The sequence below is a fragment of the Geodermatophilus sp. SYSU D01036 genome, assembly GCF_054050435.1.
On the sequence record NZ_JBJGZJ010000003.1, the window covers coordinates 189,107 to 210,853 of the forward strand.

The window sequence follows — 21,747 nt, forward strand, 5'->3', positions numbered from 1 at the left end:
GGTGTCCGCTGGGGGTCCGCCCCACAACGGATCGCGACGACTCTCGGCCGCATGAGATGTCCTCTCACTGCTGGATCGGGGACGGGCCCGGTTTCGCCATTGCTCGCTGCCGGGCCGCGGCGACCAAGAGAGCCCAGCAGGTCATTGCGTACCCGCATGACTGATTTCATCGCCGCGTGACCGCATCCATTGCTCATCACCGGCACCTCCCCCGTGAAGTTGCCGCCCCGGTGACGTGGGCCTCCGGTGACGGCCAGCAATTACTACTTGAGGGTGAAAGTGCTGTCCAGAGTTCCCCGCCCGTTGGTCCGCGGTTCAGGGGCAGCCGTGGGGGTTGCGTGGCAACTCGCCGAAGCCGACCACGTTGAGTGATCGCCGAAACACTGACGTGGGGACGGTCAGCCGGGTGACTGTCGAGTCTCGGTGGTCGACCAGCGGTGAGACCACGATCCGGCGACCGCCGCGATGGCGGGATCGATTGCTCACCGTCACCGCAGCCCGGGACCTTCGGCCCTGGTGTGGTCGACGGAAATGCCCCGCCGATGTGCCGGAGGAGGATGGGACCGGTCATCACGGAAATGGGTCCGAGCAGCCTCAGTCTCTCGAAATCGCCTTCGGGGCGAGGTCGTTGTCGCATGTCCGGATGGTCATGACGCGGGCCGCCTCTCGCGCGGGAAAAGCGACGCACGCACATTCTGGATGACTGCGCACAAGGCAGCGATCACGATGAACCCCGCGTGCACCTCGTACGGCAGCAGCACGGATCGGTCGTCGAAGGGCCAGAGTGCGGGGATCCCGGGTCCGGTCGCCACGTCTCGCGCCAGGTGCAGCAGCACGCCGGCGGCCACGCCGGCTGCCGCCGCCCGCCACCGGGGGACGGCGAGGGCGACGACGGTGGAGACGAGCACGGTGGCGAGCGAGTGCGTCACCGGACGGCCGCCCGGCGCGGCCGTGAACGCCCCCCACAGGTAGAGGGGGACGTGGTCGGCATCGATGGCCACGGCGGCCACCAACGCCCAGGGCACGATCCGGGTCGCGCCGACGGCGGCCAGACCGAGCCAGGCCGTCAACAGGTGCGCCGGTTCGTCGAGCAGGCCGATCACCGGGATCGGCCACGGCCTGGCCGAGGCGACGAGGTCGAGGGTGAGGATGCAGGCGACGGCCAGAGGTGGGGCCGCCAGGCGGAGCACGCGGCCCGGCGTCGCACCTCCCACCCGTCCATCCTGGCGCACGGTGCAGGGGTCACGTCCCCGAGCTCGGCGCAGCAGCACCGGCTGACGCCGAGCGGGTCGGTCGGTGGGGCCGAGGGGGCGCAGGCAGCCGCCGTGCGTCTCGCCGTCGAGCCGGCCACCGCAGGTGGAGCCGTAGTCCTCGTACGGGTCGCCGACGAACGCCTCGAAGCAGAGGTCGTCGCAGGCGGACCTGCTCGCCGGCGCCCGGCGAGCAGGTCCAGCACGACGAGGGGTCGGCGGTATCGGCGCTGGAGGGCTCCGTCCCGTTCGTACGCGACGGAGCGGCCCCGTCGTCCGGCCGTCCAGAGGCGTTCCGCCGGACGGACGGTCGACGCGCCACACGTTCGTCCCACCCCGCGTGGGCGGGACGTCCGGCCGCGCCCGGCCGTTCCTCCCGGATACCGTCCTGCGGGTGATCCGCTGGGCCTGTGCCGTGGTGGTGGGCGCGGTCCTGTCCGGCTTCGCCTTCCTCCTCCTCACGGGGAGGTACGACAACGACGGTCCCGTCGTCGTGCGCATGACGCCGGAGCACGGGCTGCACCTGGGGGACGTCTTCGTGCTCGTCGCGTGGGCGGTTGCCATGGCGTTGTTGCTCGTGCTCGCTCGGACCGGCGGCCGTCCGGCCGGCGGCACGGGCCGGCGTCACGACGGCGCGCCCTGACGACGGCGCGCCCTGACGACGGCGGGCCCCGACGCCGTCGCCCGTCAGCCGAGCAGACCCGCCTGCGCCTTCGCGATGAGTGCGGTGCGGACGGCTGCGTCGACGGTCGCCGAGAACTCCGGGTCGGACTCGGCGCGGGCGAGGACGGCGTCGCGCATCTCCGGGTAGACGTCCTCGGTCACGGTGAGCACGAGCGTGCCGCCGGCCTCGAGGAAGCGGACGGCGCGGTCACCGGGCGGCACGTCCTCGAACGCCGCCGCCGCGCCGACGTCGTCGGTGATCACCACGCCGTCGAAGCCGAGGAAGCCGCGCAGCAGCGTCGTCACGACCTGCCGCGAGAAGGTGGCCGGCGCGCCGGGGTCCAGCCGGGGGTAGGTGGCCGAGGAGAGCATCACGAACGGGTCGGCCTCGGAGCGGGCGAGCTCGCCGAACGCGGCCACCTGCTCGCTGTCGGCGGTGGTCACGTCGTCGGTGACGCCGGCGGCCTCGTCGGTGTTGGCGTCGACCAGCCCGAGGCCGGGGAAGTGCTTGAGCGTCGCGGTGACGCCGTGGGCGGCCAGGCCGTCGACCACGGCGCGGACGTCGGGGACGACGTCGGCCGCGGTGTTCCCGTACTGGCGGCCGAAGGCGCCGATCGGGTCGTTCGCGGCCTCGGTGCCGGCCGGGACGACGTCGGCCACCGGCGCGAGGTCGAGGTTGATCCCGGCCGCGGCGAGCTGGGCGCCGAGGGTGCCGGCGAGGGCGGCGAGCCGGTCGGGCGGGAGCTGCCCCTGTTCGGCCGCGGAGGGCAGCCGGTCGAAGCCCGGGCCCTGGAGCGACTGGACCTGCCCGCCCTCCTGGTCGACGGCGATCCAGGGCCGCGGCCCGGGTGCGGCGTCCGTCCAGCGCCCGGTGACGGCGGCCAGGTCGGTCGCGGCGGCCTGCGAGCGGCCGGCGAGGAAGACGCCGCCCACGCCGTCGGCGACCAGGGCGTCGCCGGGGGAGAGGTCCTCGAGCCGGACGCCGACGACGAACAGCTGCGCCACCTGTGCGCGGCGGTCCATGCCGGCCAGGGCCATGTCCACCTGCTGCGCGACCGGGTCCGCGGGGGGCGCAGTGGGCTCGGCCGTCGTGGTCGGCGGGGGGCTGCTGCTCGACGTGCTGCTGGTCGGCTGCGCGCTGGTCTCCGGGGAGCCCGAGCAGGCGGCGAGGACCAGGCAGACGAGCGCGAGCAGGACGGCCGGGCGGGTCCGGACGGGCGGGCGCATCAGGCTCCTCGGACGGGGCGGCGGGCGGTCTCCCCAGTGTGCCGACCGGGGTCGACGGCCCGGCGCGGCACCATGGGCGGGTGCGGATGACATGGGTGCGGGCGGCCCTGCTGCTCGCCGTCCTCGTCGCCGGCACCGTCGTCGCGCTGACCGTCCAGCTGCCCGACGTCGGCGCGGTGCGCCGCTGGGTCGAGGGCGCCGGCGTGGCGGGACTCGTCCTGCTGGCTCTCGCGAAGGGGGCCCTGCTGGTCGGCCCGGTACCCCGGTCGGCACTGTGCGTGCTGCTCGGTGTCGTCCTCGGGTTCTGGACCGGCGCGGCCGTGGCCTATGCCGGTGGCCTGCTCGGCGCGCTGGCCGCGTTCGCCCTGTCCCGGTCCCTCGGGCGCGACACCGCCGTGCGCCTGGCCGGGCCGCGGGTCACCGCCGTCGACCGCGCGGTGGCCGGCCGGGGCCTCCTCGCCGTCCTTGTCGCGCGGCTGCTGCCGGTGGCGCCGTTCGCCGTGGTGAGCCACGCGGCGGGGCTGTCCGCCGTGCGGTTCCGGGCCTACGCGGCGGGGAGCGCGCTGGCCCTCGTGCCCACCACCGCCCTGCAGGTGGGAGTGGGTGCCTCGGTCCCGGGGCTGGCCGCGCGCGCCGGGTCGCCGGTGGTGCCGGCCCTGATCGGCGGGATCGCCCTCGTCGCGGCGTGCAGCGTGTGGCTGCGCCGGCGGCGGGCCGGTGCGGCTGAGGCGGAGGCCGGCTGAGGCGGACGCGGCGCCCGGGTCTCAGCCCCCGGCCTGCGAGGCCACGAACCGGAGGTAGCGGTCGCGGTCGCCCAGGGCCTCGGGTTCCGCCCGGAGCGGGTTGACCCGCCGGGGTGGGGGACCACGGTGCACCCTGCGCCAGGGGTGGTCCGGGTCGTGGAGCACGGGGCGGACGAGGTCGTCCGCCACCGACCGGAGCAGGGCGCGCCGGCTGCTGGGCGTGTCCGCCCGGCTGGACTCCACGAGGAGGCGACCGGACAGTCTGCGGTCGGTCGGCGCGCCCAGGGGGCGTACGGCATCCACCGCGCGGACGAGGGTCCTCCAGGCCGCGCCCTCGGGTGCCAGCCCGCGGAGCAGCCCGGGGGGGACGACGGCACGGGCCAGCCGTGCTGCGCGCTGAAGCGCGACGGCCGCGACGACCCCTGCGCGCGCCGCGCGGGTCCGCTCGAGCAGCTCACGCCATGCGACGCCCGTAGCGACCACCTGCTGGAGATCCCGGTACCAGGAGAGCTTCTGTCCGCCGGACAGGATCGTGTGCATGCACAGGTGGAGCAGCGTGTCCGTCGTGTCGAAGGTCGGGACGGCCGTTCCCTCGACCCGGACGGTCCGGCGTCGACCGAGCATCCCGCCGATGGAGATGGGGAGCTGGGTGCGGAGCTCCGGTGTGTTGAGGACGTGCCAGTGCAGGTCGAGCGTCGTGCCGTGGGGCAGCAGGAGGACAAGCTCCGCCCGCTGCTGGGCCAGCGCGTGGGTGAAGTTGCGGTCGACGAGTTCGGCTCCGGCGTCCTCCAGTGCCGTGAGCGCCTCCCCGAAGCCCGCCGGGTCGACGACGACGTCGAGGTCGAGGAAGGACCGCTGGCCCGGGGTCGCGTACCAGTGGTCGGCCAGTACCGGACCCTTGACCGCCACCCACGGGACACCGCAGCTCTCGAGGACCCCGGCCATGTCCACCAGGTCGGCGTGCGCCTGCATGCTGCCCACCACCGCGCCCACCGCCTGCCGGCGGAACTCCTGCCGGACCTGGTCCGGGGCATCGGTGCGGTCGAGGAGCCCGTTCACCCGGGGCGAGAGCCCGTGCTCACGGGCGAGCCCGGGGAGCTGCTCCCAGCCCTCGGCGTCCAGCGGGGGCAACGGGGCCTCGTCGGGGAGGGTGGCCACCAGGAACCGCCGTGCCGAGCTCATCGACCTCCTCCCGCAGGTGATCATCCTCGCATCCGTGGACACGGGCCTGTGCCAGCCTCACGCACCCGCGGCCGCCCGGCATCCCCGGCTGGGCTCCGCGCCGGCGCCACCCCGGCGGTGGGGCGTCGCGGGACGACCTGCGCGGACTATCGTCCACCGGGCGCCGCAGGCGGGATCGACCTCGGGGTGACGAGCCCCGGCCGCCCGGCTCCGGTCGCTGCCGGCGAGGCGAGGTGGAGGTCCATGGCGGGGCAGATCGTCCGCCCCGGCGAGCTCCGCCACGTCGCGCGCCTGAGCGGCGACGAGCTGGCGTGGGGATGGCCCCACGGTCTCGACCCCACCGTGACCGCGGTGGGGTCGCGCCGGGCCGAGGGCGGGCATCCGCGGCAGGTCCTCGAGCGGCTGGTCCGGGATGCGCTGACCGCCGGGCCGGTCTTCGTCTCCTTCTCCGGCGGCAGGGACTCCAGCGCCCTCCTCGCCGTGGCGACGCACGTGGCCCGGCGGGAGGGCCTCCCGTTGCCCGTCCCGTTGACCTCCCGCTTCCGCGGCGACCCCGAGGCGGACGAGACCTCGTGGCAGGAACTGGTGGTGCGGCACCTCGCCCTGACGGACTGGGTCGTCGTCGACGCGTCCGGCACGTCCGACGCGGTCGGCGAGTGGTCGACGGCGGTCCTCGACGCGGTGGGGCGCAACGTGTTCCCGCCGGGCGCGACCCGTTCCGGGGTGCGTGCCGTGCACGCCCGGGGCGGCACCCTGATCGGGGGCGAGCCGGGCGACTGGGTGCTCGGGACGCACCGGATGACGTACGTCCGGCACCTCCTCCGCCGTCGCGGCCGGGTCGGCCGTCGGGGATGGACGGCGGTCGCGGAGGCCCTGGCACCCGCTCCCGTCCGCGGCGCCCTGGCCGCCCGGCGCACCGGTTCCCTGCCGTGGCTGCTCCCGGAGGCGGCGCGTCGCCACCGCCGCGCAGCCGCCCGGGACGCCTGGGACGACCCCCTGTCCTGGGACCGGGCGGTGCGCAGCCTGCTGCGCCGGCGCTTCGCCACGCTCGGGCTGCCGACCGTCGCCGCGGTCGTCCGCGCCCACGGAGCCGAGCCACTCGAGCCCTTCGGGACCCAGGCGTTCGTCGACGCGTTCGCTGCCTGGGGCGGCCGGTCGGGCCGGCCGGGTCGTACCGACGTCATGCACCTGCTCTTCGGCGACCTGTTGCCCGCTGAGGTGCTCGGCCGGCAGTCGAAGGCCGGCTTCAACCGTCAGGTGTTCGGTGCGGCGACGCGCGCCTTCGCCGAGTCCTGGACCGGTGCCGGGGTCGACCACGGCGTGGTGGACGCGGAGCGCCTGCGTGAGGAATGGCTGGCCGACCGGCCCGACGGCCGCTCGCTGGGCCTGCTCCAGGAGGCGTGGTTGGCTGCGAGCGCGACACGACGGGGAGGTGCGGTGTGAGGGTGCCCTGGAGGCAGTGGCCGGAGGTGGCCCGGGTCCTCCTCGTGACGCTGCTGGTGGAGGTGGGACTGCACGTCACCACGCTGCCCCGCCTGACCAGGTGGTGCGGCATCCGCCTGGACGTCACGTCGGGGCCGCTCCTGGACGCGCCGCCCGTGCACCTCGCCCGTCCCATCCGGCACCAGGCCCGGATCGTCTACGGCGTCCTGCGGCGCTGGCCCTTCGGGGACACCTGCCTGCGCCGGTGCCTGGTCCTCGGTCAGCGGGTCCGTGACCTCGAGCCGGTCCTGCGGATCGGGGTCGGTGTCGGTGAGGACGGGGGCTTCACGGCGCACTCGTGGCTGGAGATCCAGGGGCAGAGCCTGGACGTGGAGTCCCGGTCCTTCCGCCAGTTCGGCGCCGACGCCTGACCTCAGGACACGCGGTAGGACCCGGCCTGCAGGCCGTACAGCTGGGCGTACAGGCCCTGCCGGGCGATGAGCTCGTCGTGCGTGCCCTGGTCGACGACCCGGCCCTCCTGGAGCACGACGATGCGGTCGGCCAGGTGCAGGTTGCCGTACCGGTGGGAGACGAGGAGGACGGCCCGGTCACCGGCCAGCCGCCGCAGGTCGGAGAAGAGCTCGTGCTCGGTCCGCGGGTCGAGGGCCGAACTCGGTTCGTCCAGGACCAGGAGCGAGCTGGGCCGGACGAGTGCCCGGGCCAGGGCCACGCGCTGCCACTGCCCGCCCGAGAGCTCGACGGCGCCCTCGAAGGAGCGCCCCAGGATCGTGTCCAGCCCGTGGGGGAGTCGCAGGACGGCGTTCTCCATCCCGGCTGCCCGCAGCGCGGCGCGGATGCGCTCGGGGTCGTGGGACGAGGTCAGCTCGACGTTGTCCGCGACGGAGAGGTCGTACAGGACGAAGTCCTGGTAGATGGCGCTGACCGAGGCCCGGACGGCCGCACGCAGCGGGTCGTCCACCGGTTGCCCGTCCCAGCACACCTCCCCCTGCGTCGGGGCGTACAGGCCGGCGACGATCTTCGCCAGGGTCGACTTCCCCGAGCCGTTCTCCCCGACGAGGGCGACGAGCTGGCCGGGGAGGATCTCGAGGTCGACGTCGGCCAGCACGTCGCGGTCGGTCTCCGGGTAGCGGAAACCCACGCCGCGCAGCGCCACGCCTGATCGCAGCGCGAGCGGGGCGGGCGAGGAGGCCGGCATGACGGCCGCCTCCTGCAGGAAGACGTGCAGCTCGTTCAGGAAGTCGCTCGACTCGAGGATGGAGCCGACGGAGGCGAACACCCGGTCCAGCGCCGCGCTGAGCAGCCGGACGGCGACGACGGCCGCGCCGGCGCCCGAGAGGCTCATCCTGCCCGCGGACACCAGCCAGACGATGAGCGTCAGCGCTCCCGCCAGCACGGCCCCGGTGACGAGGGCGTTGGCGACGCCGAGGAGCTGACGCCGGCGGACGTGGCTGCCCAGGCCCGCCCGGTACTCGCCGGAGAGCCGCAGGTGCCGCTGCTCCGCCTCGGGCTGGAGGTGGAAGGAACGCACCTCCTTGGCGAAGGCCTGCTCGCTGAGGACGCGGCGGTAGTAGTGGCGCAGCCGGAAGGACGGGCTCCAGCGACGGACGAAGGCCATCTCGGTGCTGCTGGCCTTCCGCGACAGCAGGATGCTCGGGAGGCCGGCCAGCAGGAGGACCGGGACGAGGAGCGGCTCGATGGCCAGGACCGCGGTCGTGAGGGCGACGACGGTGACGGCGCTGCCCACCAGGCCGAGAGTCGCCGTGGCGATCGTCAGCGGCCGACCGAGGGCGTTGTTCTGCAGCCGGTCGGAGCGCTCGGCGAACGAGGGCGACTCGAGCAGTCCGAGGTCGACCCGTCCGGTGACCTCGAGCAGCTCCCGCCAGGTCTGGGTGCTGATGTCCTCGGCGAGCAGTCGCTGCTGCTGGGCCTGCAGGCTCCCCGCCGCACCGCTCACGGCGGTCGCCAGGGCGAGGACCACGAGGGCGCTGGTGACATCGGTCAGGCTGACCGCGTCACCCGGATCGGTCGTCAGCAGGACGTCGAGGGTCAGCTTGGCGGCGTAGACCAGCGCGGTGGCCGCCACCGCACCCAGCACCTGCAGCAGTGCCGCGAGGACGAACTGGCGCGGGCTCGCCTTCGCCACGAGGCGAAGGGCCCGGAGCGCGGCTGCTGCGGCCGACCCGGCGCGCCGCTGCGGCATGGATCCTCCTCTGACGTCCCGCGGGCCGCCGTACGTGGTGCTGCTGGACCCGGGACCGTAGGCCACGGGCCGTCGCCCCTCTCCGCGGACGGGGCGGCGTCGGCACCCGGACGAGGGACCGGCCCGTGTGAGGTGGCGCACGCCTCCTCTGCGGGCTGTGGTCAGGGCCCCGACGCGTGTCTACCCTGCATTCGAGAAGGACCAGTCCGCACGTCGGGCTCTCGGACGGGGGAGAGGGGGTACACCCATGGAGAAGTACGAGCCTCCGGTCCTCGAGGTCCTCGGTTCGGTCCGCGAGCTGACGTTGGCCACCAGGAGCGGCGACCGGCTGGACGACACGTTCCCGGCCGGCACGCCGATCAGCCAGCTCACCGTCTCCTGAGACGAACGACGACGAGCCTGTCCGAACTCGGTTCGGGCAGGCTCGTCGTCGTCCCGGGAGAGGGCAGCCGACGCGAGGCGCTGGCTCCGAGAAACCGAGAAGAATCGCGAAAAGACTCGTGCCACCTCCCGATGGGAGGTGGCACGAGTTCCTCAGGACCGCGGTCGGGTCAGGAGGTGACGACGATGTCGACGGTGCCCTTCGACTGGCGAGTGACGTTGTCGATCGTCGTGTCCTTCCCGTTCGCGAGGGTCAGCTCACGCACGGAGCCGATCTCGTTCAGCTGGGGCGCGACGTAGGTCTGCTTCATGACATACCTCCCCTCGTTGTCCCCGTGACCTGCAGAAACAATAGCGCGCAACATGATCGTCTAACAGTCCTGGGTGATGCATATCACACGCCATTCGACTTCACTGTCGAAGACGGACGCCCGTCTCCTACCCGGCGGTGATCCCGTTGACGCAGAGCGCCTCCAGCAGTTGGTCGGGAACCGTGGGGTCGAAAGGCGGGCCCCACGGGAGATCCACGACTGCTACCGGGATGACGGAAGCCAGGTCGGCGACGAGCGTGAACTGTTGCGCCAGGGTCGACTGATCACACCAACCCAGCAGTCGGGGGAAACGCAGGAGCGCCGTCATGCCCTCCGCCGGGCTCAACCGGTGCACCGTCACCGCACGGGCTTCCGGAGCAGGCCGGGGGACCAAACAGGCGCGCAGGGGCAGGCGCGGGGACGTGGTCATCGGCAGGTCCACCGCGGTCCGGCCGTCGGCCGTGCGCCGCGCCGCCGTCCCGTCCGCCAGTGCCGCTGCCTTGTCCCGGAGCCGCGACTCCAGGCCTCCGCGGTGGACCTCGACGTCCTGGGGCGGGAGGGACGCGACGTGCAGGACGTCGTCGGTCACGAGCGGGTGGCCGGCCTGGGCGAAGAGGGTCGCTACGGTGGACTTCCCCATGCCGGCCCTCCCCACGAACGCCATTGCGGCACCGGCGACCTCCACGGCGCTGGCGTGGAGGACGAGGCGGCCGGCCAGAGTGAGGTGCAGGCTCACGAGCGCGCCCGCAACCAGGACGGACACGAACGCCTCGTCGATCCCGGGCTGGTGGTGGATCTCCACGTGGCGGACTCCCGGGTCCGCCCGCATGACACACAGCCCCGGCCAGCGCAGGGTGACGCCCTGCTCCGTCCGGCTGAACGAGTAGAAGACCCTCCCGTCGGCATCGGCCAGCGCCAACGGCGAGCTGCCGGGTGAGTCCTCCGACGGCACCGGTTCATCGCTGCCGCGGGTCACCGTGAGGTTGGGGTCGGTCCCGCTGTCGTCCGTCGGCATGGGCAGGTCGTACGACGACGCGATCACGAGGCCGTGGGCGCGGTAGGTGTGCGTCATCGGATTGCCCCCTGCTGCGCCAGCCACGCGGCCTGGAGCAGACTGCTCGTGCCTGCGTCGAGGACGTCGGCCGTCCAAGTCGCCCGGAGCGCGTCGACGTCCACCCATCGCCGGTCGACCCCCTCGCCCGACCACCTCTCGATCACGGCGCGGGTGTGCCGGTGGAAGCGCGAGCCGTTGAAGACCCCCTTCGTCCGGCGTGCGCAGACCGCCTCCGGCAGCGATCCGCCGGACAGCAGCCGGGTACCCGTTCGACGATCGGGGAGCCCCCGGGGTCCACCGAAGGACGCGAGGGCGGCGAGCACCCGCGGATGGGCCAAGGGGGCCGCCAGGCGGCTGCCCCAGCGCTGCGTGAGGACCTCCATGGTGCGTGAGCCCAGGACGGTGCCCCGCCGCGCCGCTGTCGACCGGACGCCGTTGTCCCAGCGCAGAGGATCGTGGAGGCTCTCCCGCGCATCGAGCCAGCGCGACCGCCGGCCGGCTGCCGGGGTGAGCCACTCGAGGCGGCGTCGGGAGGCGAGGATCCCGGCCGCGACGACTCCGCGTGGGAGGGCCGCGTGGAGGGCCTGCCGCCGTCCGGGTGACGGGAGCCGTCCCCGGTGCCGGACGGCTGCACTGAGGATGGTCGCCCGCCGGGCGCCCAGTACCTCGTCCCCGTGCTCTCCGGACAGCACCGTGGCGCCGGCCGCCTCCTGGGCGATGGCGACGGTCGCCCCGATGGCCGGTGGCCAGAGCGAGTGCCCGCGCTCGGCGAGCAGCGGGGCGACGAGGGGACCCACCACGTCCAGCTCGTCGTCGATGTCCCGGATGAGCCACGGCGGCCGTTGCCCGCGTCCCCGGAGGTGGTCCATGAGGAGGTCCTGCCACTCGTCCTCGTCGGCGGCCGGGTCACCGGGATAGCGGAAGGTGAGGGCGGTCGGGAGTTCCACGCCGGCTTCCGCCGCCACGTCACACGCGACGGCCAGGACCAGGGAGGAGTCCCGCCCACCCGAGAACGGCACCACGCAGGGCCCCGCGAGGACCTCCTCCCGCAGCACGGCCCGGAGCGCCTCCGCCGGGTGCTCCGTGGACGGGTCAGTAACGACGGCGTCCGGAGCCCACCCGTACACCCAGGAGACGCTGACCTCGAAGGACGTCGGCTCGTACCAGGCCTCGTCGGCGACCGGCCCCCCCTCTAGGCGATCACTCGAGGAGGCCGGCATCACGGAGGTCGCGCAGGAAGGCGTTCACGTCAGCGCGCAGGACGTCCTCGGTGACCTCGTACCTCTCGAGCAGCGAGGACACCAGCTGGTCCTCGGTCCGCTCCTCGCCGAGCATCGAGACGATGTCCACGCCGACCCCAGAGACGGTCAGGTACCGGGACGACCGCAGGTCCAGGAGCACCATCTCGTCCCCGAGCTCACGTGTGGACAGGTCACCTGAGCGCAGTCGCACGACGCCTCCCCGTTGTCTGCAGGACCATCGGTCCAGTCCTCTCCGGATGTTATGGCCCGCGACCTGCCGGTTCATCCGCAGCTGACCCGTTTGGGGTCGATCACAGGCTTCACCGCCGTGGCGCGGCGCGGGCCGGTGTACCTAGCGCGACGTGGCCGTCGGGGATGTCGTCGATGACGACCGAGCCGGCGGCGACGACGACGTTGTCGCCCAAGGTGACTCCTCCGAGCACTGAGCTTCCGGCGTAAACCTGCACCTTGTCGCCGAGGCGCGGCTGCCCCGTACGGCCCCCATGCCCCAAGGTGACTCCTTGGTAGAGCGCCAGTCCGGCACCCGCGACGACCTCGTGACCCACCACGACGCCGACACTGTGCACCAAGTTCAACCCAGGGCCGATCTGAGCTGCAGGGTGGATCTCCGCACCCGCGATCTTGATGACGTGTCCCTGGATGAGCAGTGCTACGGGCCGTAGGGCCGGCCATTGCCACATTGCATGACTCAAGCGAAACCACAAGACAGCTCGCACGCGCGGGTACAGCAGGACCTTCACGACGGCCTCCAGCAATGCCCGACCCGGCGGGGCGCCCCAGAGACCGGCCATGTGCCGTAGGTCCTCCGTCAGTGTGACTCGCCACCCGGGTGATTGCGACGAGGCGGATGACTCCCCCGATGCGTGTGAAGGTGATTGGCGGCCCGTGTCCACGTGCGGCATCCTCCCTGTTCGGTGCGGGGCCGGCGCGCTGGTGCGCGGCTCGGAGCAGGCGTGTGAACGAGAAATACTCGACTGAGCAGGACCTTGGACCCGGTTGGTCACGTCAGGAAGGCATGCAGTGCACCGGATCATGTACGTCGGCCACACGGCGAAGCCGTCGGGTGGTGAGATCGCGCTGGTCCGGCTGTTGTCCGCCGTTCGCGGGCAGGTTGATCCGCTGGTCGTCCTGGCGGAGGACGGGCCGCTCGTGGCGCTCTTGGAATCTGAGGGCATCGAGGTCTTGGTCCTTCCGCTGTCCGAGTCGACCCGGGAGATGCGGAAGGAACGGCTACGTACGCCTGCGGCGGCCCTGGCGCAGTTCTTGACAGTCGCTGGATACGCGCTGCGACTCCGCCGGTTAATCCGGCAGCGACAGGTGGATGTCATCCACACGAACACACTCAAGGCCGGTTTCTACGGGTGCATCGCGGCTCGCCTAGCCGGCGTGCCGAGCGTGTGGCACGTGCGGGACCGTTTAGCCGAGGACTATCTACCGCGGCTCGGTGTCCTCGCGGCCCGGTTAGCGCTAGCCGTCCTGCCCACGCGCATCATCTGCATCAGCCGAGCGACCGCGGAGACCGTGGAGCAAGGAGTCCTGGCCACTCGGCGGAGCCGGATCCTGGTCGCGCCGGTTTATGACGTGCTTGACGTCCCCCTGTCCTCGTCATCACTTTCGCCCAGGTCCGAGAGCGCCGAGTTCCGCATCGGGATGGTCGGCAGGCTCTCTCCGTGGAAGGGGCAGGACGTGGTGGTGCGGGCCGTCTGCTCGCTGCCTTTCTCGTTCCGTCTCGTTCTCGTGGGTACGGCGATGTTTGGTGAGGACGAGTACGTGGAGCAGCTGCACGCGCTGGTCGAGGACCGGGGGCTGAAGGGGAAGGTCGAGTTTCGTGGATTTGTGGACGACGTACTGAGTGCCCTTCGTGAGTTCGACGTCCTTGTGCACGCGTCGACCGTTCCTGAGCCGTTCGGTCAGGTGGTGGTGGAGGGGATGGCCGCCGGCGTCCCGGTGGTGGCCTCGCGTGCCGGTGGGCCAGGTGAGATCGTCACTGACGGGGTCGACGGACTGCTCTACGAGCCGGGGGACGTCTCCGGGCTCGCGGAGCGGATTCGAGCACTCCACGGGGATCCGGCCCTGGCTGAGCGGCTGGTGCGCAACGGGCTGACCCGCGCGAAGGACTTCGCGCCGGGCGCCGTCGCACCGGCTGTTCTGGCCGTGTACGACGACCTCGTGGCGCGACACGAACGGGGTAGAGCATGAAGGTCGTCATCGTCCACGACTACCTGACCCAGCGCGGGGGGGCGGAGCGGGTCGTCCTAGAGATGGCACGGGCGTTCCCCGGGTCGGCGATTCTCACCTCGGTCTACGCCCCGGACCGCACCTACCCCGAGTTCCGTGACCTGGACGTCGACACCTTCTGGCTGCAGCGCGGCCCGCTGCTGCAACGGGACCCGCGGCTCGCGCTCCCGGTGCTGGCCGACGTCTTCCGGCGGCGGAAGGTGTACGGCGACGTCGTCCTCTGCTCGAGTTCAGGGTTCGCACACAAGGTGGGCGTCCGCGGACGGAAGATCGTCTACTGCCACAACCCCCCGCGATGGCTGCACCAGTGGGACGACTACAAGATGGGTCTGGGTCCCGCTGAGCGGGCGCTGGTCAGCCTGATGCGGCCGTACCTGTGCCGGCTCGACCGGAGCGCGGCACTGGAGGCGGCCAGTTACCTGGCCAACTCCCGCAACGTGGCTGCTCGGGTCCACCAGGCCTACGGCATCGGGGCGACTGTGGTGCACCCTCCCCGCGGTCTCGACCCGGAGGGGCCGCACGAGCCGGTGCCCGGCTTGCCCGAGCGCTTCCTGCTCACCGTGGGCCGCCCCCGGGGATACAAGCGCACCGACCTGCTGGCGCACGCCGTCGCCGGGATGCCCGACCTGTGCCTCGTGACCGTGGGCAGCAAGCCGGACCGGAGGTGGCCGGCGAACATTCACCAGCTGGTCGGGATCTCGGACGCCCAACTGCGCTGGCTCTACGCCCGTGCCGAGGGCCTGCTGGCCTGCTCCTTCGAGGACTTCGGCCTGACTCCCGTGGAGGCGTTCGGCTTCGGCACCCCGGTCGCGGCGACCCGTGAGGGCGGCTACCTCGAGACGTGCGTCAACGGGCTGACGGGCTCCTGGCTCGACGCCACCTCGATCGACTCCCTCCGGGCGACCATCCGCGACTTCACGGAGCGCTCGTGGGACGCAGAGGCCATCCGTCAGCACGGGGAGAGGTGGACCGCTCCTGTCTTCCGCCAGGAGTTGCACGAGGCCGTAAGCCGAGTGCTCAGTGAGACGCACGTCTGAGTCGACGCTCCGTATGTGCCGCCTCATCCGAGCTGTCGATCGTCGCCGTGTGTCTGGAGCAGCTCGGTCGTCCGGTCAGAGGTTGTCGTGACTCAGCACTTACCGAGCGCGGGAGAAAGGGACGACGCCGCCGAGAGGCGTGCGCACCTCCAGCGGGACACAGTCCGGGGCTCCTTATGGACCTTGCTGGCCTCGCTAGTCAGCATGCCCTTGAGCTTCGCCGTGAGCATCGTCGTGGTGCACTCGTTGGGGCCGACGGAGTATGCGCGGTTTGCCGTCTACGTCGCGGTCTTCGCCGTGGTGCTGCCGGCGCTGAACGGCGGCATCAGCGAAGCAACCATGCAGTGGTTGGCATCGATGCACGCGACCGGCGACCGGAGTGGCGTCACCGAACTGGTACGGCGATGTGCCGGCTACCACCTCCTCGTGCAGGGGCCGATCACCGCCCTGGTGACGTGGTTCCTCCTCCGGGACGCCGCTCTCCCGTTCCTGTTCGTGGCCGTCGGGTCGAACGTGGCCTATGCAGCGGTCGAGACGAGTTCAGTGGTTCTCATGGGCACCGCCCGCAATGCCCTGGTGGCACGTTTCGGGCTCGTGATGAATCTTGCGTCATCGGTGGCGGTGGCGGGAACTGCGACGACACAGCACACCGCGACCGCCACGTGGGCGGTACAGGTGGCGGCGACGACGATCGGCCCGTTGTTGGCCTTCCTGGCTCTACCCAGTCATATGCGTCGGGCCGTCCTGACGCCGTTGTTGCCTTGGCGCTTCCCCGTAGGCTTCCGTACGTATGCGGTCAGCGCCTATCTCAGTGGACTCGTGGGAATCCTGGTGTTCGGACGGAGCGAGATCTTCGTCCTGGAGTTGCAGGACGCCGTCCTCCCTGTGGCGCTGTATGCGGTGGCAACAACGGTCGCAGGAAAGATCACCGTGCTCGTCGACTCGGTGATGGGCCCCATAGCCCCCGCCAGCGCCGCCCTGGTCGCGTCGGCTCCGCACCTGGCTGAGCGAGCACTGGCCCGCGCGCTCCGGACGAGCGCTTTGCTCGGCGGAGCGTCCGCAGCTCTGATCCTGCCGTCGGCGACCATCCTCCTGGGCCCTCTCTTCGGCGAGACCTATGAGGCAGCCGAGGGGGCCTTCATCGCTCTAGGCCTGGTCAGTTGTGTCCAGTCCGTCGCCTCGCCCTTGAACGCCTTCGCCTTCGCGACGCGCAGTGCACCGGGAATCCTGAGGATCAACATCATCTGCTTGGCGGTCGATGCGGCCTTGGCGTTCAGCCTCATCCCGTCGTTCGGTCTGACGGGCGCCGTCATCGCCAACTGCGGCGCGCAGATGTTGAGCCTCGCCCTCACCGCGCGGCTGGTCGCTCGTCGGACGGACTCCTCACTGCGGATGGTCGCCCGGTCGAGCCTGCCGTTCGTCTCCGGCCCCATCGCTGCTGCCGTGGCACTAGCCGCTGGTTTGAGCATCCCGTCCCCGATCGGCGGTGTCCTCGTTGCACTGGCAGCGGGTAGCACGGTGCTGCTCCTGTTTCTCATGACTCGACCGGCTCTGCGACTCGAGGATGAGGACGCACAGGCCATCGAAACAGCCTTGCCCGCCGTCCTCCGAAAGGTGTTCTCTCGCATGTCGACGCGCCTGCCGCTCGTTCGCCGCGCACGGGATGGCGAGCCGACGGCATGACTGCCGTCGATCCTGGAGCCCGACCGCTTCATGTCTTGCTGTTCAGTCCGCTGGCGCACCGGGACCCTCTCTCCGGTGACACGTCGTACACCGACTCGCTTCTCGCCGAGCCTCCTGGTGGCGTCACGTACACCACTTACGACCAGGCATTGAAAGACGGGACGCTCCGCGTCCTCGGTCGGAAACCGTGGCGTCGGGGTCCTGGCCGTCGTGATGTCCTCGTCTTCGTTGCCCGGACGGTCGAGCTGGCGCTGAGGCGAATGGGAGTGATGTTCCGCGAACCGGTCTGGCACGTGTCGATCGAGCCCGGGACCTACGACGTCGTGCACCAACACCTCTTTGCAGTACGTCAACTAGGGCAGAGGACTCCCGTCGTATCGAGCGCCGGCTATCCGCTGAGCGACCTCTACCGCGCCCGGGACGGATGGAGCGCCGCACGCGTTGCCGTGGCTCAGCGGCTCGAGCAGTGGTTGTCACGGTGGTGGACTGTGCACACCCCGTGGCTGCACCCGTCCTATGGCAATGTCATGACCGTGTACAGCGAGGCATTCCGCGACTGGCTGGTCGACCGCGGAGTGTCACGCCGGCAGGTCAAGGTGATCTCCACCGGACTTCCCCAACTTCGTGTGCCAGAGAAGCGGGGCGACGGTTGGACACTGGGTGTGATCGCTCGAGCGTTCACTGCCAAGGGTGGGCCTGTCGCGCTGGAAGCCTTTCGCCTCCTCCGAGCAGTCGACTCCAGGTGGCGGATGATCGTCGCCACCACCGAGGCGAACGCGCGTGGGCTCACCGCGCAAGCGGGGGTGGAGGTGATCGTGGATGCCGACCGGAACAGAATCCTGGCGGACGTCCTGCCGCGGGTCGACCTCCTCATCGCCCCCACGAAGGCCGACTGCGGTGCGCCCTACGCGGTGCTCGAAGCGCTTCAGGCTGGGACGTGCGTCGTCACTTCAGACCTGCCGTGGCTCGACGACCGTCTCCAGCCCCCTGCCGTCCACCGGGTACCCCCGGAACCACAGGCGGTGGCGGAGGCCGTCGGGGAGGTGGTTCGAGGCGGACTGAGCGCCGCCCAGGACGCTGCCCGCATGCTGTGGGCCGGTACCTTCTCGATGCAGGCGCTCGGTCGCGATTTGCGGGAGGCCTATGACGAGGCCGTCAATCGCGCCAGGGGTGCGCAACTCCGTCTCCTGGTCGTGGCTCTTCCCAGGGATGTGGCGGACACGCCCTTCGACGGCTTCGCCGTGCGTCATCGAGCGTTGATCGTCGCGCTCGCTGAGGACTTCGACGTGAGCCTGCTGCTCCTCGGCGAGGAGGACGGCCCTGGTGCGGACTGTGTCCCCGGGGTGACGCGCACCGTCCGAACGCACCGGCCTACGTCACCGGGGACGCGGGGTGCGCGGCTGAGGACGGCGTTGCGGACAGCGGTCGGACGGAGAGTCGATGCGGAACGCGAGCTGCAGGACCTGGTCGCGACCTTCGATGCCGACGTCGCCGTCACCATCGGGCCCTGGCTCCACGATGAGTACCGCCCGGTGTGGCGGCAACTGCCGTCAGTGCACCTCTTCGAGGAGGAACTGACGCAGATGATGGAACTGGCGCCCCAATCAGCCCAGGCCCATCTCCTCCGCCGCGTCGAGTGGGCGCTGTACTCGGTGGCGCGGGCACAGCCCCTGGCGGTCGCCGCCATCAGCCCACCGGAACTCGCGCGCGCTTCGATCCGCTTTCCGAGAGCTCGGCGTAGATACCTCCCCTTCACCCTGGATCCCACACAGTGGCCGCGTTATGAGACGGCCGCGGACGGCGACGTTGTCATCGTGGTGGGCAACTTCGCCGAGGAACGTAACGCCGAGGGGCTCGTCGACGTCCTGGACGAGTTGGTGCGCCGGGATCTCGGTGACGGGACGCCCGTGGTCGAGGTCGTCTCGGGCCCGGGGGTCCACCCGTCACTGGAACGTTTCCTCGAGCTTCCTTGGGTCCGGCACGTCCGTCCTCCCGGCCCCATCCACGAGGTCTACCGAGAAGCATGGGCCGCTCTGGTACCTGCCTGGAGGGTGACGGGTCAGAAGACGACGATCCTGCAGGCGTGGGCGTGCGGGGTACCCGTCGTGTCGTCTCGGCAGTGTGCGCGCACGGTGGGCGCGGAGGAGGCGATGGCCGTCGGCGACGATGCGGCCGCCCTCGTCGACCACCTGCTGCAGTTGCGGGATCGACCGGAGGAGCGGCGTCGTCTGGCCGCTCAGGGCTCGGCCACGCTGGCCGCGGACTTCGACCCAGTCGTGCAAGCGAACGCATTCCGGGCGCTCGTCCGCGCCGTGTGGCGAGCCGGCCGAGGCACGGAGCGCCGTAGAAGGCGACGGGCGAGGGCAGCTGCGGCCAACGAGCCGGCACAGACCCCGACGAAGTCGGCCCACCGGGTCCAGTCCCCCTGACCCGCCGTGACTCGAACATCCCCGTCGAAGAGGGACGCGGCTGGCTGAGGTTCCGCCATGGACTCGCTGGCGGGCGCAGCGGCTTCTGACGCATGGCCACTCGTGGCGCCGATCCCGTCAGTCGCCCCAAGGTCCGGGCCCAGGGTCGCCGCCGTCGGTGTCGGTGTCGGTGTCGGTGTCACAGACCCCGCCGGGGGACGTCCCGGTGCCGGCGTCATAGAGGTGGCATCACCTTCGTCCAGGCCGCTGGGATCCTGGGGAGCGGTCGACGCTGCATGTGAGGTGGTGGCGTCCGTGGACGTCCGTGTTGTCGGGGTGTCCGTGGTCGTCGCGGTGTGCGGGACGGCGTTCGCGTCGGAGCGAGACCGTATCGGCTCGATGTCGTACGCCGCCACCTCGAGGACGATGGCCGGGGCTGCCGCGCTTGACCCGAACTCAGCTCTGCTCGCGGCGTCGAGAGGCCACCAGGTCGGGGGCGCGCCTCCGTTGTAGCCGGAGTAGTTGACCGCCTCCACGGTCACGCGCACATCGGTTACGGCTCGGGATGGGAAGGCAAGTTCTGTGCTGCGTTCGTAGAAGACGTCGCGAGCCTCCGCGACGGCGACCCACGGTGCGTCTGCGCCATCACGGACGTCGATGGTGAACGTGCGTAGACCGGGAGGAACGCTCGCCAGAGAGTGGGAGGTGACGATCACCCGATCGATCACCGAGCGCTGACGGAGCCTCATGGTGAGCCATGGCTGCTCATCGCCGGGGGCCGATGCCCAGGCGGCGAGTTGTGGCCACTCCTGGGCGTTCCAGGTGGCGCCGGCCACCCCGTCGACCGCAGCCGCTGCCGGGTTCGGCAGCTGTGCGCTGCTGGCGCTCGCCGATGCTCCTTCGAGCGCGTTCGGCCCGTAGGGCGCAGGCGCGATGACCTCCAGTTGTTCCGCAGCGGGACCGACCAGGTAGGTGACTGCGCCAGATACAGCGAGGGAGGTGCCGCCGTCCGTGATCGTGAGCGAGCCCCGAGCGCCCAACTCGTCGACGCGGGTGACCGCCGACGTGCGGCCAGTCCTCGGCTGGAGGCGTATTTCGGTACGGAGATCGTCGCTCCATACGGCCAGCACGGGCGCCTTGTCCCCGCGGCCCGAACTGAACCTCGCCGCGTAGGTGTGCGGCACGCCGGTGCCCACCCAGCCTGTGAATGACCTGGTGCCCAGGACTGACCGGCTGGTCATGAGGGCCAGCGCGGCCGGCTTGACGTAGTCGTCGATCTCGATGGCGGAGAAGGTGACGCCGCTGTCCCCCCAGTTGCCCTCGGGGAGGAAGTAGGACCAGTGCTCGACGCCCAGCGCACGGTGCCACAGCTGTGCGCGGGCGCTGTAGTCGGCCTGGGCCCACAGGTCGAAAGAGCCGTCGGACCACCAGGCGAGTTCGGTGACCCACGCACGGACGTCGGGCTTCACCGCTCGGGCCTGATCGAGCAGCCGGCGGATCATATCCGGGGTCCCCTGCTCCTCGTAGGAGCGGTTGTGACCCGAGTAGGGGTGGAGTCCGAGGACGTCGAGGGACGCCAGTCCGCCGGACTGGATGATCCCCTGCCAGTAGCCCATGTCCATCCCGACGACACTGCCGCCGACGACCGTTGCGGTCGGATCGGCGGACTTGACCGCCCGGTGGAAGGGCTCCAGCACTCTGCGGACGTAGTCCGCGGCCGAGCCGAAGGTCGCGTTCGGTTCGTTCCATGCTTCCCAGGCGTCGACTCGGTCGCTGAAGTGGGCGACGACCTCGCGGACCTTGCGCTCCCAGGTGCCGTCGTCGACGAAGGCTCGTTCTGGCCCTCCCTGCCCGACCTGCACGACCAGGGCCACCCCTGTGCGTTCGGCCAACGCTGCGGCGGCGGTGAGGTCCGCGGCGTAAGCCTCCCAGTGGAAGGCGCCGTCCCGGTACAGCTGCCGCCAGTCGAGCTGGACTCGCGTGGCACCCGTGCCGAGCACGTCGGCCAGCGCGACGGCTCGTGCCGGTCGGGGACCGCCCCCGTCCGCACCGGGCGGGAGGTCACCGATCCGCAAAGTGTGCTCGGGAGCCCCCACGGCATAGTGCAAACACGTGCCGCTGACAGCCCGGCCGTCGTGGAGGAGGCGGGCGTCCACCTCGTAGACGCCGGGGCGGGGCGTCGGGACGGTGAGGGCAGCGCCACCAGGGACCACGGCGGCGCCGACGGTAAGGCTCCGGGCCGGGACCGTGGTCCTACTGCGGACCTGCTCGGCTGAGCGCACGGTGTAGCTCACAACCCAGGTCCCCGTCCGTGCCGACCAGGACGGGTCGAATACCGCTCGTACCTCCGGCGTCGTGCCGGTGGGGAACCACTGGTCGGGAGCCGCTGTCACCAGGCCTGCCCCGAGACCGAGAACCGGTGCATCGGGTGGGCCGGCCAACGCCTCGACGGTCGCGAGGGGTAGGACTGAGATGGCCTGGTCAGAGGTGAAAGGGGCGCCGCTCGCGTAGTAGAGGTCGGATCCGACGACGGCGGCGGCCGGGTTGTGCGGCAGTTGCCCGAGCACGGCCGTCGAAACGGTGCCCGTGACCACGCCGTTCGTGTCCGTGATGACGAGGCCCTGGTAGCCCGCCAGCAGGAGATATCGACCGGTCGAGCCCAACA

The 21,747-nt window shown here is 71.4% G+C and carries 18 protein-coding genes; 9 read left to right on the plus strand and 9 right to left on the minus strand.

The genetic code is table 11. The annotated features are described in order from the left end of the window. Window positions 1-647: 647 nt before the first annotated feature. The gene (locus ACI8AR_RS05420; protein WP_457050068.1) at window positions 648-1,190 is read right to left on the minus strand and encodes a metal-dependent hydrolase; all 543 of its coding nucleotides are present in this window, start codon (window positions 1,188-1,190) and stop codon (window positions 648-650) included. A 454-nt stretch (window positions 1,191-1,644) separates the two neighbouring features. On the opposite strand from ACI8AR_RS05420, the gene ACI8AR_RS05425 reads away from it, so the two are divergent. Beyond that, window positions 1,645-1,893, plus strand: a complete 249-nt coding sequence (locus ACI8AR_RS05425) for a hypothetical protein (protein WP_457050069.1) — start codon at window positions 1,645-1,647, stop codon at window positions 1,891-1,893. A 44-nt stretch (window positions 1,894-1,937) separates the two neighbouring features. Here the strand turns inward: ACI8AR_RS05425 and ACI8AR_RS05430 are convergent, their stop codons facing one another. Further along, on the minus strand, window positions 1,938-3,140 hold the full coding sequence (locus tag ACI8AR_RS05430) for a glycoside hydrolase family 3 N-terminal domain-containing protein (RefSeq protein WP_457050070.1): 1,203 nt from the start codon (window positions 3,138-3,140) through the stop codon (window positions 1,938-1,940). 86 nt (window positions 3,141-3,226) lie between these two features. Between ACI8AR_RS05430 and ACI8AR_RS05435 the strand changes: the two genes are divergently transcribed. After that, a complete protein-coding gene (locus tag ACI8AR_RS05435) occupies window positions 3,227-3,883 on the plus strand; it encodes a TVP38/TMEM64 family protein (RefSeq protein WP_457050186.1) in 657 nt (218 codons plus the stop codon). A 21-nt stretch (window positions 3,884-3,904) separates the two neighbouring features. Here the strand turns inward: ACI8AR_RS05435 and ACI8AR_RS05440 are convergent, their stop codons facing one another. Then, window positions 3,905-5,065 (minus strand): nucleotidyltransferase family protein, encoded by a 1,161-nt coding sequence (locus ACI8AR_RS05440; protein WP_457050071.1) that lies wholly within the window; start codon window positions 5,063-5,065, stop codon window positions 3,905-3,907. 243 nt (window positions 5,066-5,308) lie between these two features. Here ACI8AR_RS05440 and ACI8AR_RS05445 point away from each other — a divergent pair, with 243 nt between their 5' ends. Beyond that, window positions 5,309-6,508 (plus strand): asparagine synthase-related protein, encoded by a 1,200-nt coding sequence (locus ACI8AR_RS05445; RefSeq protein ID WP_457050072.1) that lies wholly within the window; start codon window positions 5,309-5,311, stop codon window positions 6,506-6,508. Window positions 6,509-6,510: 2 nt separating this feature from the next. Further along, a complete protein-coding gene (locus ACI8AR_RS05450) occupies window positions 6,511-6,918 on the plus strand; it encodes a lasso peptide biosynthesis B2 protein (protein ID WP_457050073.1) in 408 nt (135 codons plus the stop codon). Window positions 6,919-6,920: 2 nt separating this feature from the next. On the opposite strand, the gene ACI8AR_RS05455 is transcribed toward ACI8AR_RS05450, so the two are convergent. Then, window positions 6,921-8,651, minus strand: a complete 1,731-nt coding sequence (locus ACI8AR_RS05455) for an ABC transporter ATP-binding protein (protein WP_457050074.1) — start codon at window positions 8,649-8,651, stop codon at window positions 6,921-6,923. A 304-nt stretch (window positions 8,652-8,955) separates the two neighbouring features. Here ACI8AR_RS05455 and ACI8AR_RS05460 point away from each other — a divergent pair, with 304 nt between their 5' ends. Then, window positions 8,956-9,090 (plus strand): lasso RiPP family leader peptide-containing protein, encoded by a 135-nt coding sequence (locus tag ACI8AR_RS05460; RefSeq protein WP_457050075.1) that lies wholly within the window; start codon window positions 8,956-8,958, stop codon window positions 9,088-9,090. A gap of 169 nt (window positions 9,091-9,259) precedes the next feature. Here ACI8AR_RS05460 and ACI8AR_RS05465 read toward each other — a convergent pair whose 3' ends face one another. From ACI8AR_RS05465 to ACI8AR_RS05485, 5 genes are all read right to left on the minus strand, one after another. After that, window positions 9,260-9,400 (minus strand): lasso RiPP family leader peptide-containing protein, encoded by a 141-nt coding sequence (locus ACI8AR_RS05465; RefSeq protein WP_457050076.1) that lies wholly within the window; start codon window positions 9,398-9,400, stop codon window positions 9,260-9,262. Between the two features lie 127 nt (window positions 9,401-9,527). Continuing rightward, window positions 9,528-10,472, minus strand: coding sequence for a hypothetical protein (locus ACI8AR_RS05470; RefSeq protein WP_457050077.1), 945 nt, complete (start codon window positions 10,470-10,472; stop codon window positions 9,528-9,530). Continuing rightward, a complete protein-coding gene (locus tag ACI8AR_RS05475) occupies window positions 10,469-11,674 on the minus strand; it encodes an asparagine synthase-related protein (RefSeq protein WP_457050078.1) in 1,206 nt (401 codons plus the stop codon). Before ACI8AR_RS05475 ends, ACI8AR_RS05470 begins: the two co-directional genes overlap by 4 nt. Continuing rightward, the gene (locus ACI8AR_RS05480) at window positions 11,655-11,906 is read right to left on the minus strand and encodes a PqqD family protein (protein WP_457050079.1); all 252 of its coding nucleotides are present in this window, start codon (window positions 11,904-11,906) and stop codon (window positions 11,655-11,657) included. The genes ACI8AR_RS05475 and ACI8AR_RS05480 overlap by 20 nt, the downstream gene beginning before the upstream one ends. A gap of 109 nt (window positions 11,907-12,015) precedes the next feature. Next, entirely contained in the window at window positions 12,016-12,456 is a 441-nt protein-coding gene (locus ACI8AR_RS05485) for a serine O-acetyltransferase (RefSeq protein WP_457050080.1), read from the minus strand. A 280-nt stretch (window positions 12,457-12,736) separates the two neighbouring features. On the opposite strand from ACI8AR_RS05485, the gene ACI8AR_RS05490 reads away from it, so the two are divergent. The 4 genes from ACI8AR_RS05490 to ACI8AR_RS05505 all read left to right on the plus strand — a co-directional run bounded on the left by ACI8AR_RS05490 (window position 12,737) and on the right by ACI8AR_RS05505 (window position 19,103). After that, a complete protein-coding gene (locus ACI8AR_RS05490; protein ID WP_457050081.1) occupies window positions 12,737-13,915 on the plus strand; it encodes a glycosyltransferase family 4 protein in 1,179 nt (392 codons plus the stop codon). Continuing rightward, the gene (locus tag ACI8AR_RS05495) at window positions 13,912-14,991 is read left to right on the plus strand and encodes a glycosyltransferase (RefSeq protein ID WP_457050082.1); all 1,080 of its coding nucleotides are present in this window, start codon (window positions 13,912-13,914) and stop codon (window positions 14,989-14,991) included. The genes ACI8AR_RS05490 and ACI8AR_RS05495 overlap by 4 nt, the downstream gene beginning before the upstream one ends. A 222-nt stretch (window positions 14,992-15,213) precedes the next feature. Next, window positions 15,214-16,674 (plus strand): lipopolysaccharide biosynthesis protein, encoded by a 1,461-nt coding sequence (locus ACI8AR_RS05500; protein WP_457050083.1) that lies wholly within the window; start codon window positions 15,214-15,216, stop codon window positions 16,672-16,674. Continuing rightward, on the plus strand, window positions 16,671-19,103 hold the full coding sequence (locus ACI8AR_RS05505; protein WP_457050084.1) for a glycosyltransferase: 2,433 nt from the start codon (window positions 16,671-16,673) through the stop codon (window positions 19,101-19,103). The genes ACI8AR_RS05500 and ACI8AR_RS05505 overlap by 4 nt, the downstream gene beginning before the upstream one ends. The last annotated feature ends 2,644 nt before the right edge of the window (window positions 19,104-21,747 follow it).

What these genes read in the sequence shown, in the direction of transcription:
- ACI8AR_RS05445 (WP_457050072.1), top strand. Translation starts at nt 5,309, where the DNA reads ATGGCGGGGCAGATCGTCCGCCCCGGCGAGCTCCGCCACGTCGCGCGC.
- ACI8AR_RS05460 (WP_457050075.1), top strand. Translation starts at nt 8,956, where the DNA reads ATGGAGAAGTACGAGCCTCCGGTCCTCGAGGTCCTCGGTTCGGTCCGC.
- ACI8AR_RS05470 (WP_457050077.1), bottom strand. Translation starts at nt 10,472, where the DNA reads ATGACGCACACCTACCGCGCCCACGGCCTCGTGATCGCGTCGTCGTAC.
- ACI8AR_RS05495 (WP_457050082.1), top strand. Translation starts at nt 13,912, where the DNA reads ATGAAGGTCGTCATCGTCCACGACTACCTGACCCAGCGCGGGGGGGCG.
- ACI8AR_RS05505 (WP_457050084.1), top strand. Translation starts at nt 16,671, where the DNA reads ATGACTGCCGTCGATCCTGGAGCCCGACCGCTTCATGTCTTGCTGTTC.
- ACI8AR_RS05465 (WP_457050076.1), bottom strand. Translation starts at nt 9,400, where the DNA reads ATGAAGCAGACCTACGTCGCGCCCCAGCTGAACGAGATCGGCTCCGTG.
- ACI8AR_RS05440 (WP_457050071.1), bottom strand. Translation starts at nt 5,065, where the DNA reads ATGAGCTCGGCACGGCGGTTCCTGGTGGCCACCCTCCCCGACGAGGCC.
- ACI8AR_RS05435 (WP_457050186.1), top strand. Translation starts at nt 3,227, where the DNA reads ATGACATGGGTGCGGGCGGCCCTGCTGCTCGCCGTCCTCGTCGCCGGC.
- ACI8AR_RS05430 (WP_457050070.1), bottom strand. Translation starts at nt 3,140, where the DNA reads ATGCGCCCGCCCGTCCGGACCCGCCCGGCCGTCCTGCTCGCGCTCGTC.
- ACI8AR_RS05475 (WP_457050078.1), bottom strand. Translation starts at nt 11,674, where the DNA reads ATGCCGGCCTCCTCGAGTGATCGCCTAGAGGGGGGGCCGGTCGCCGAC.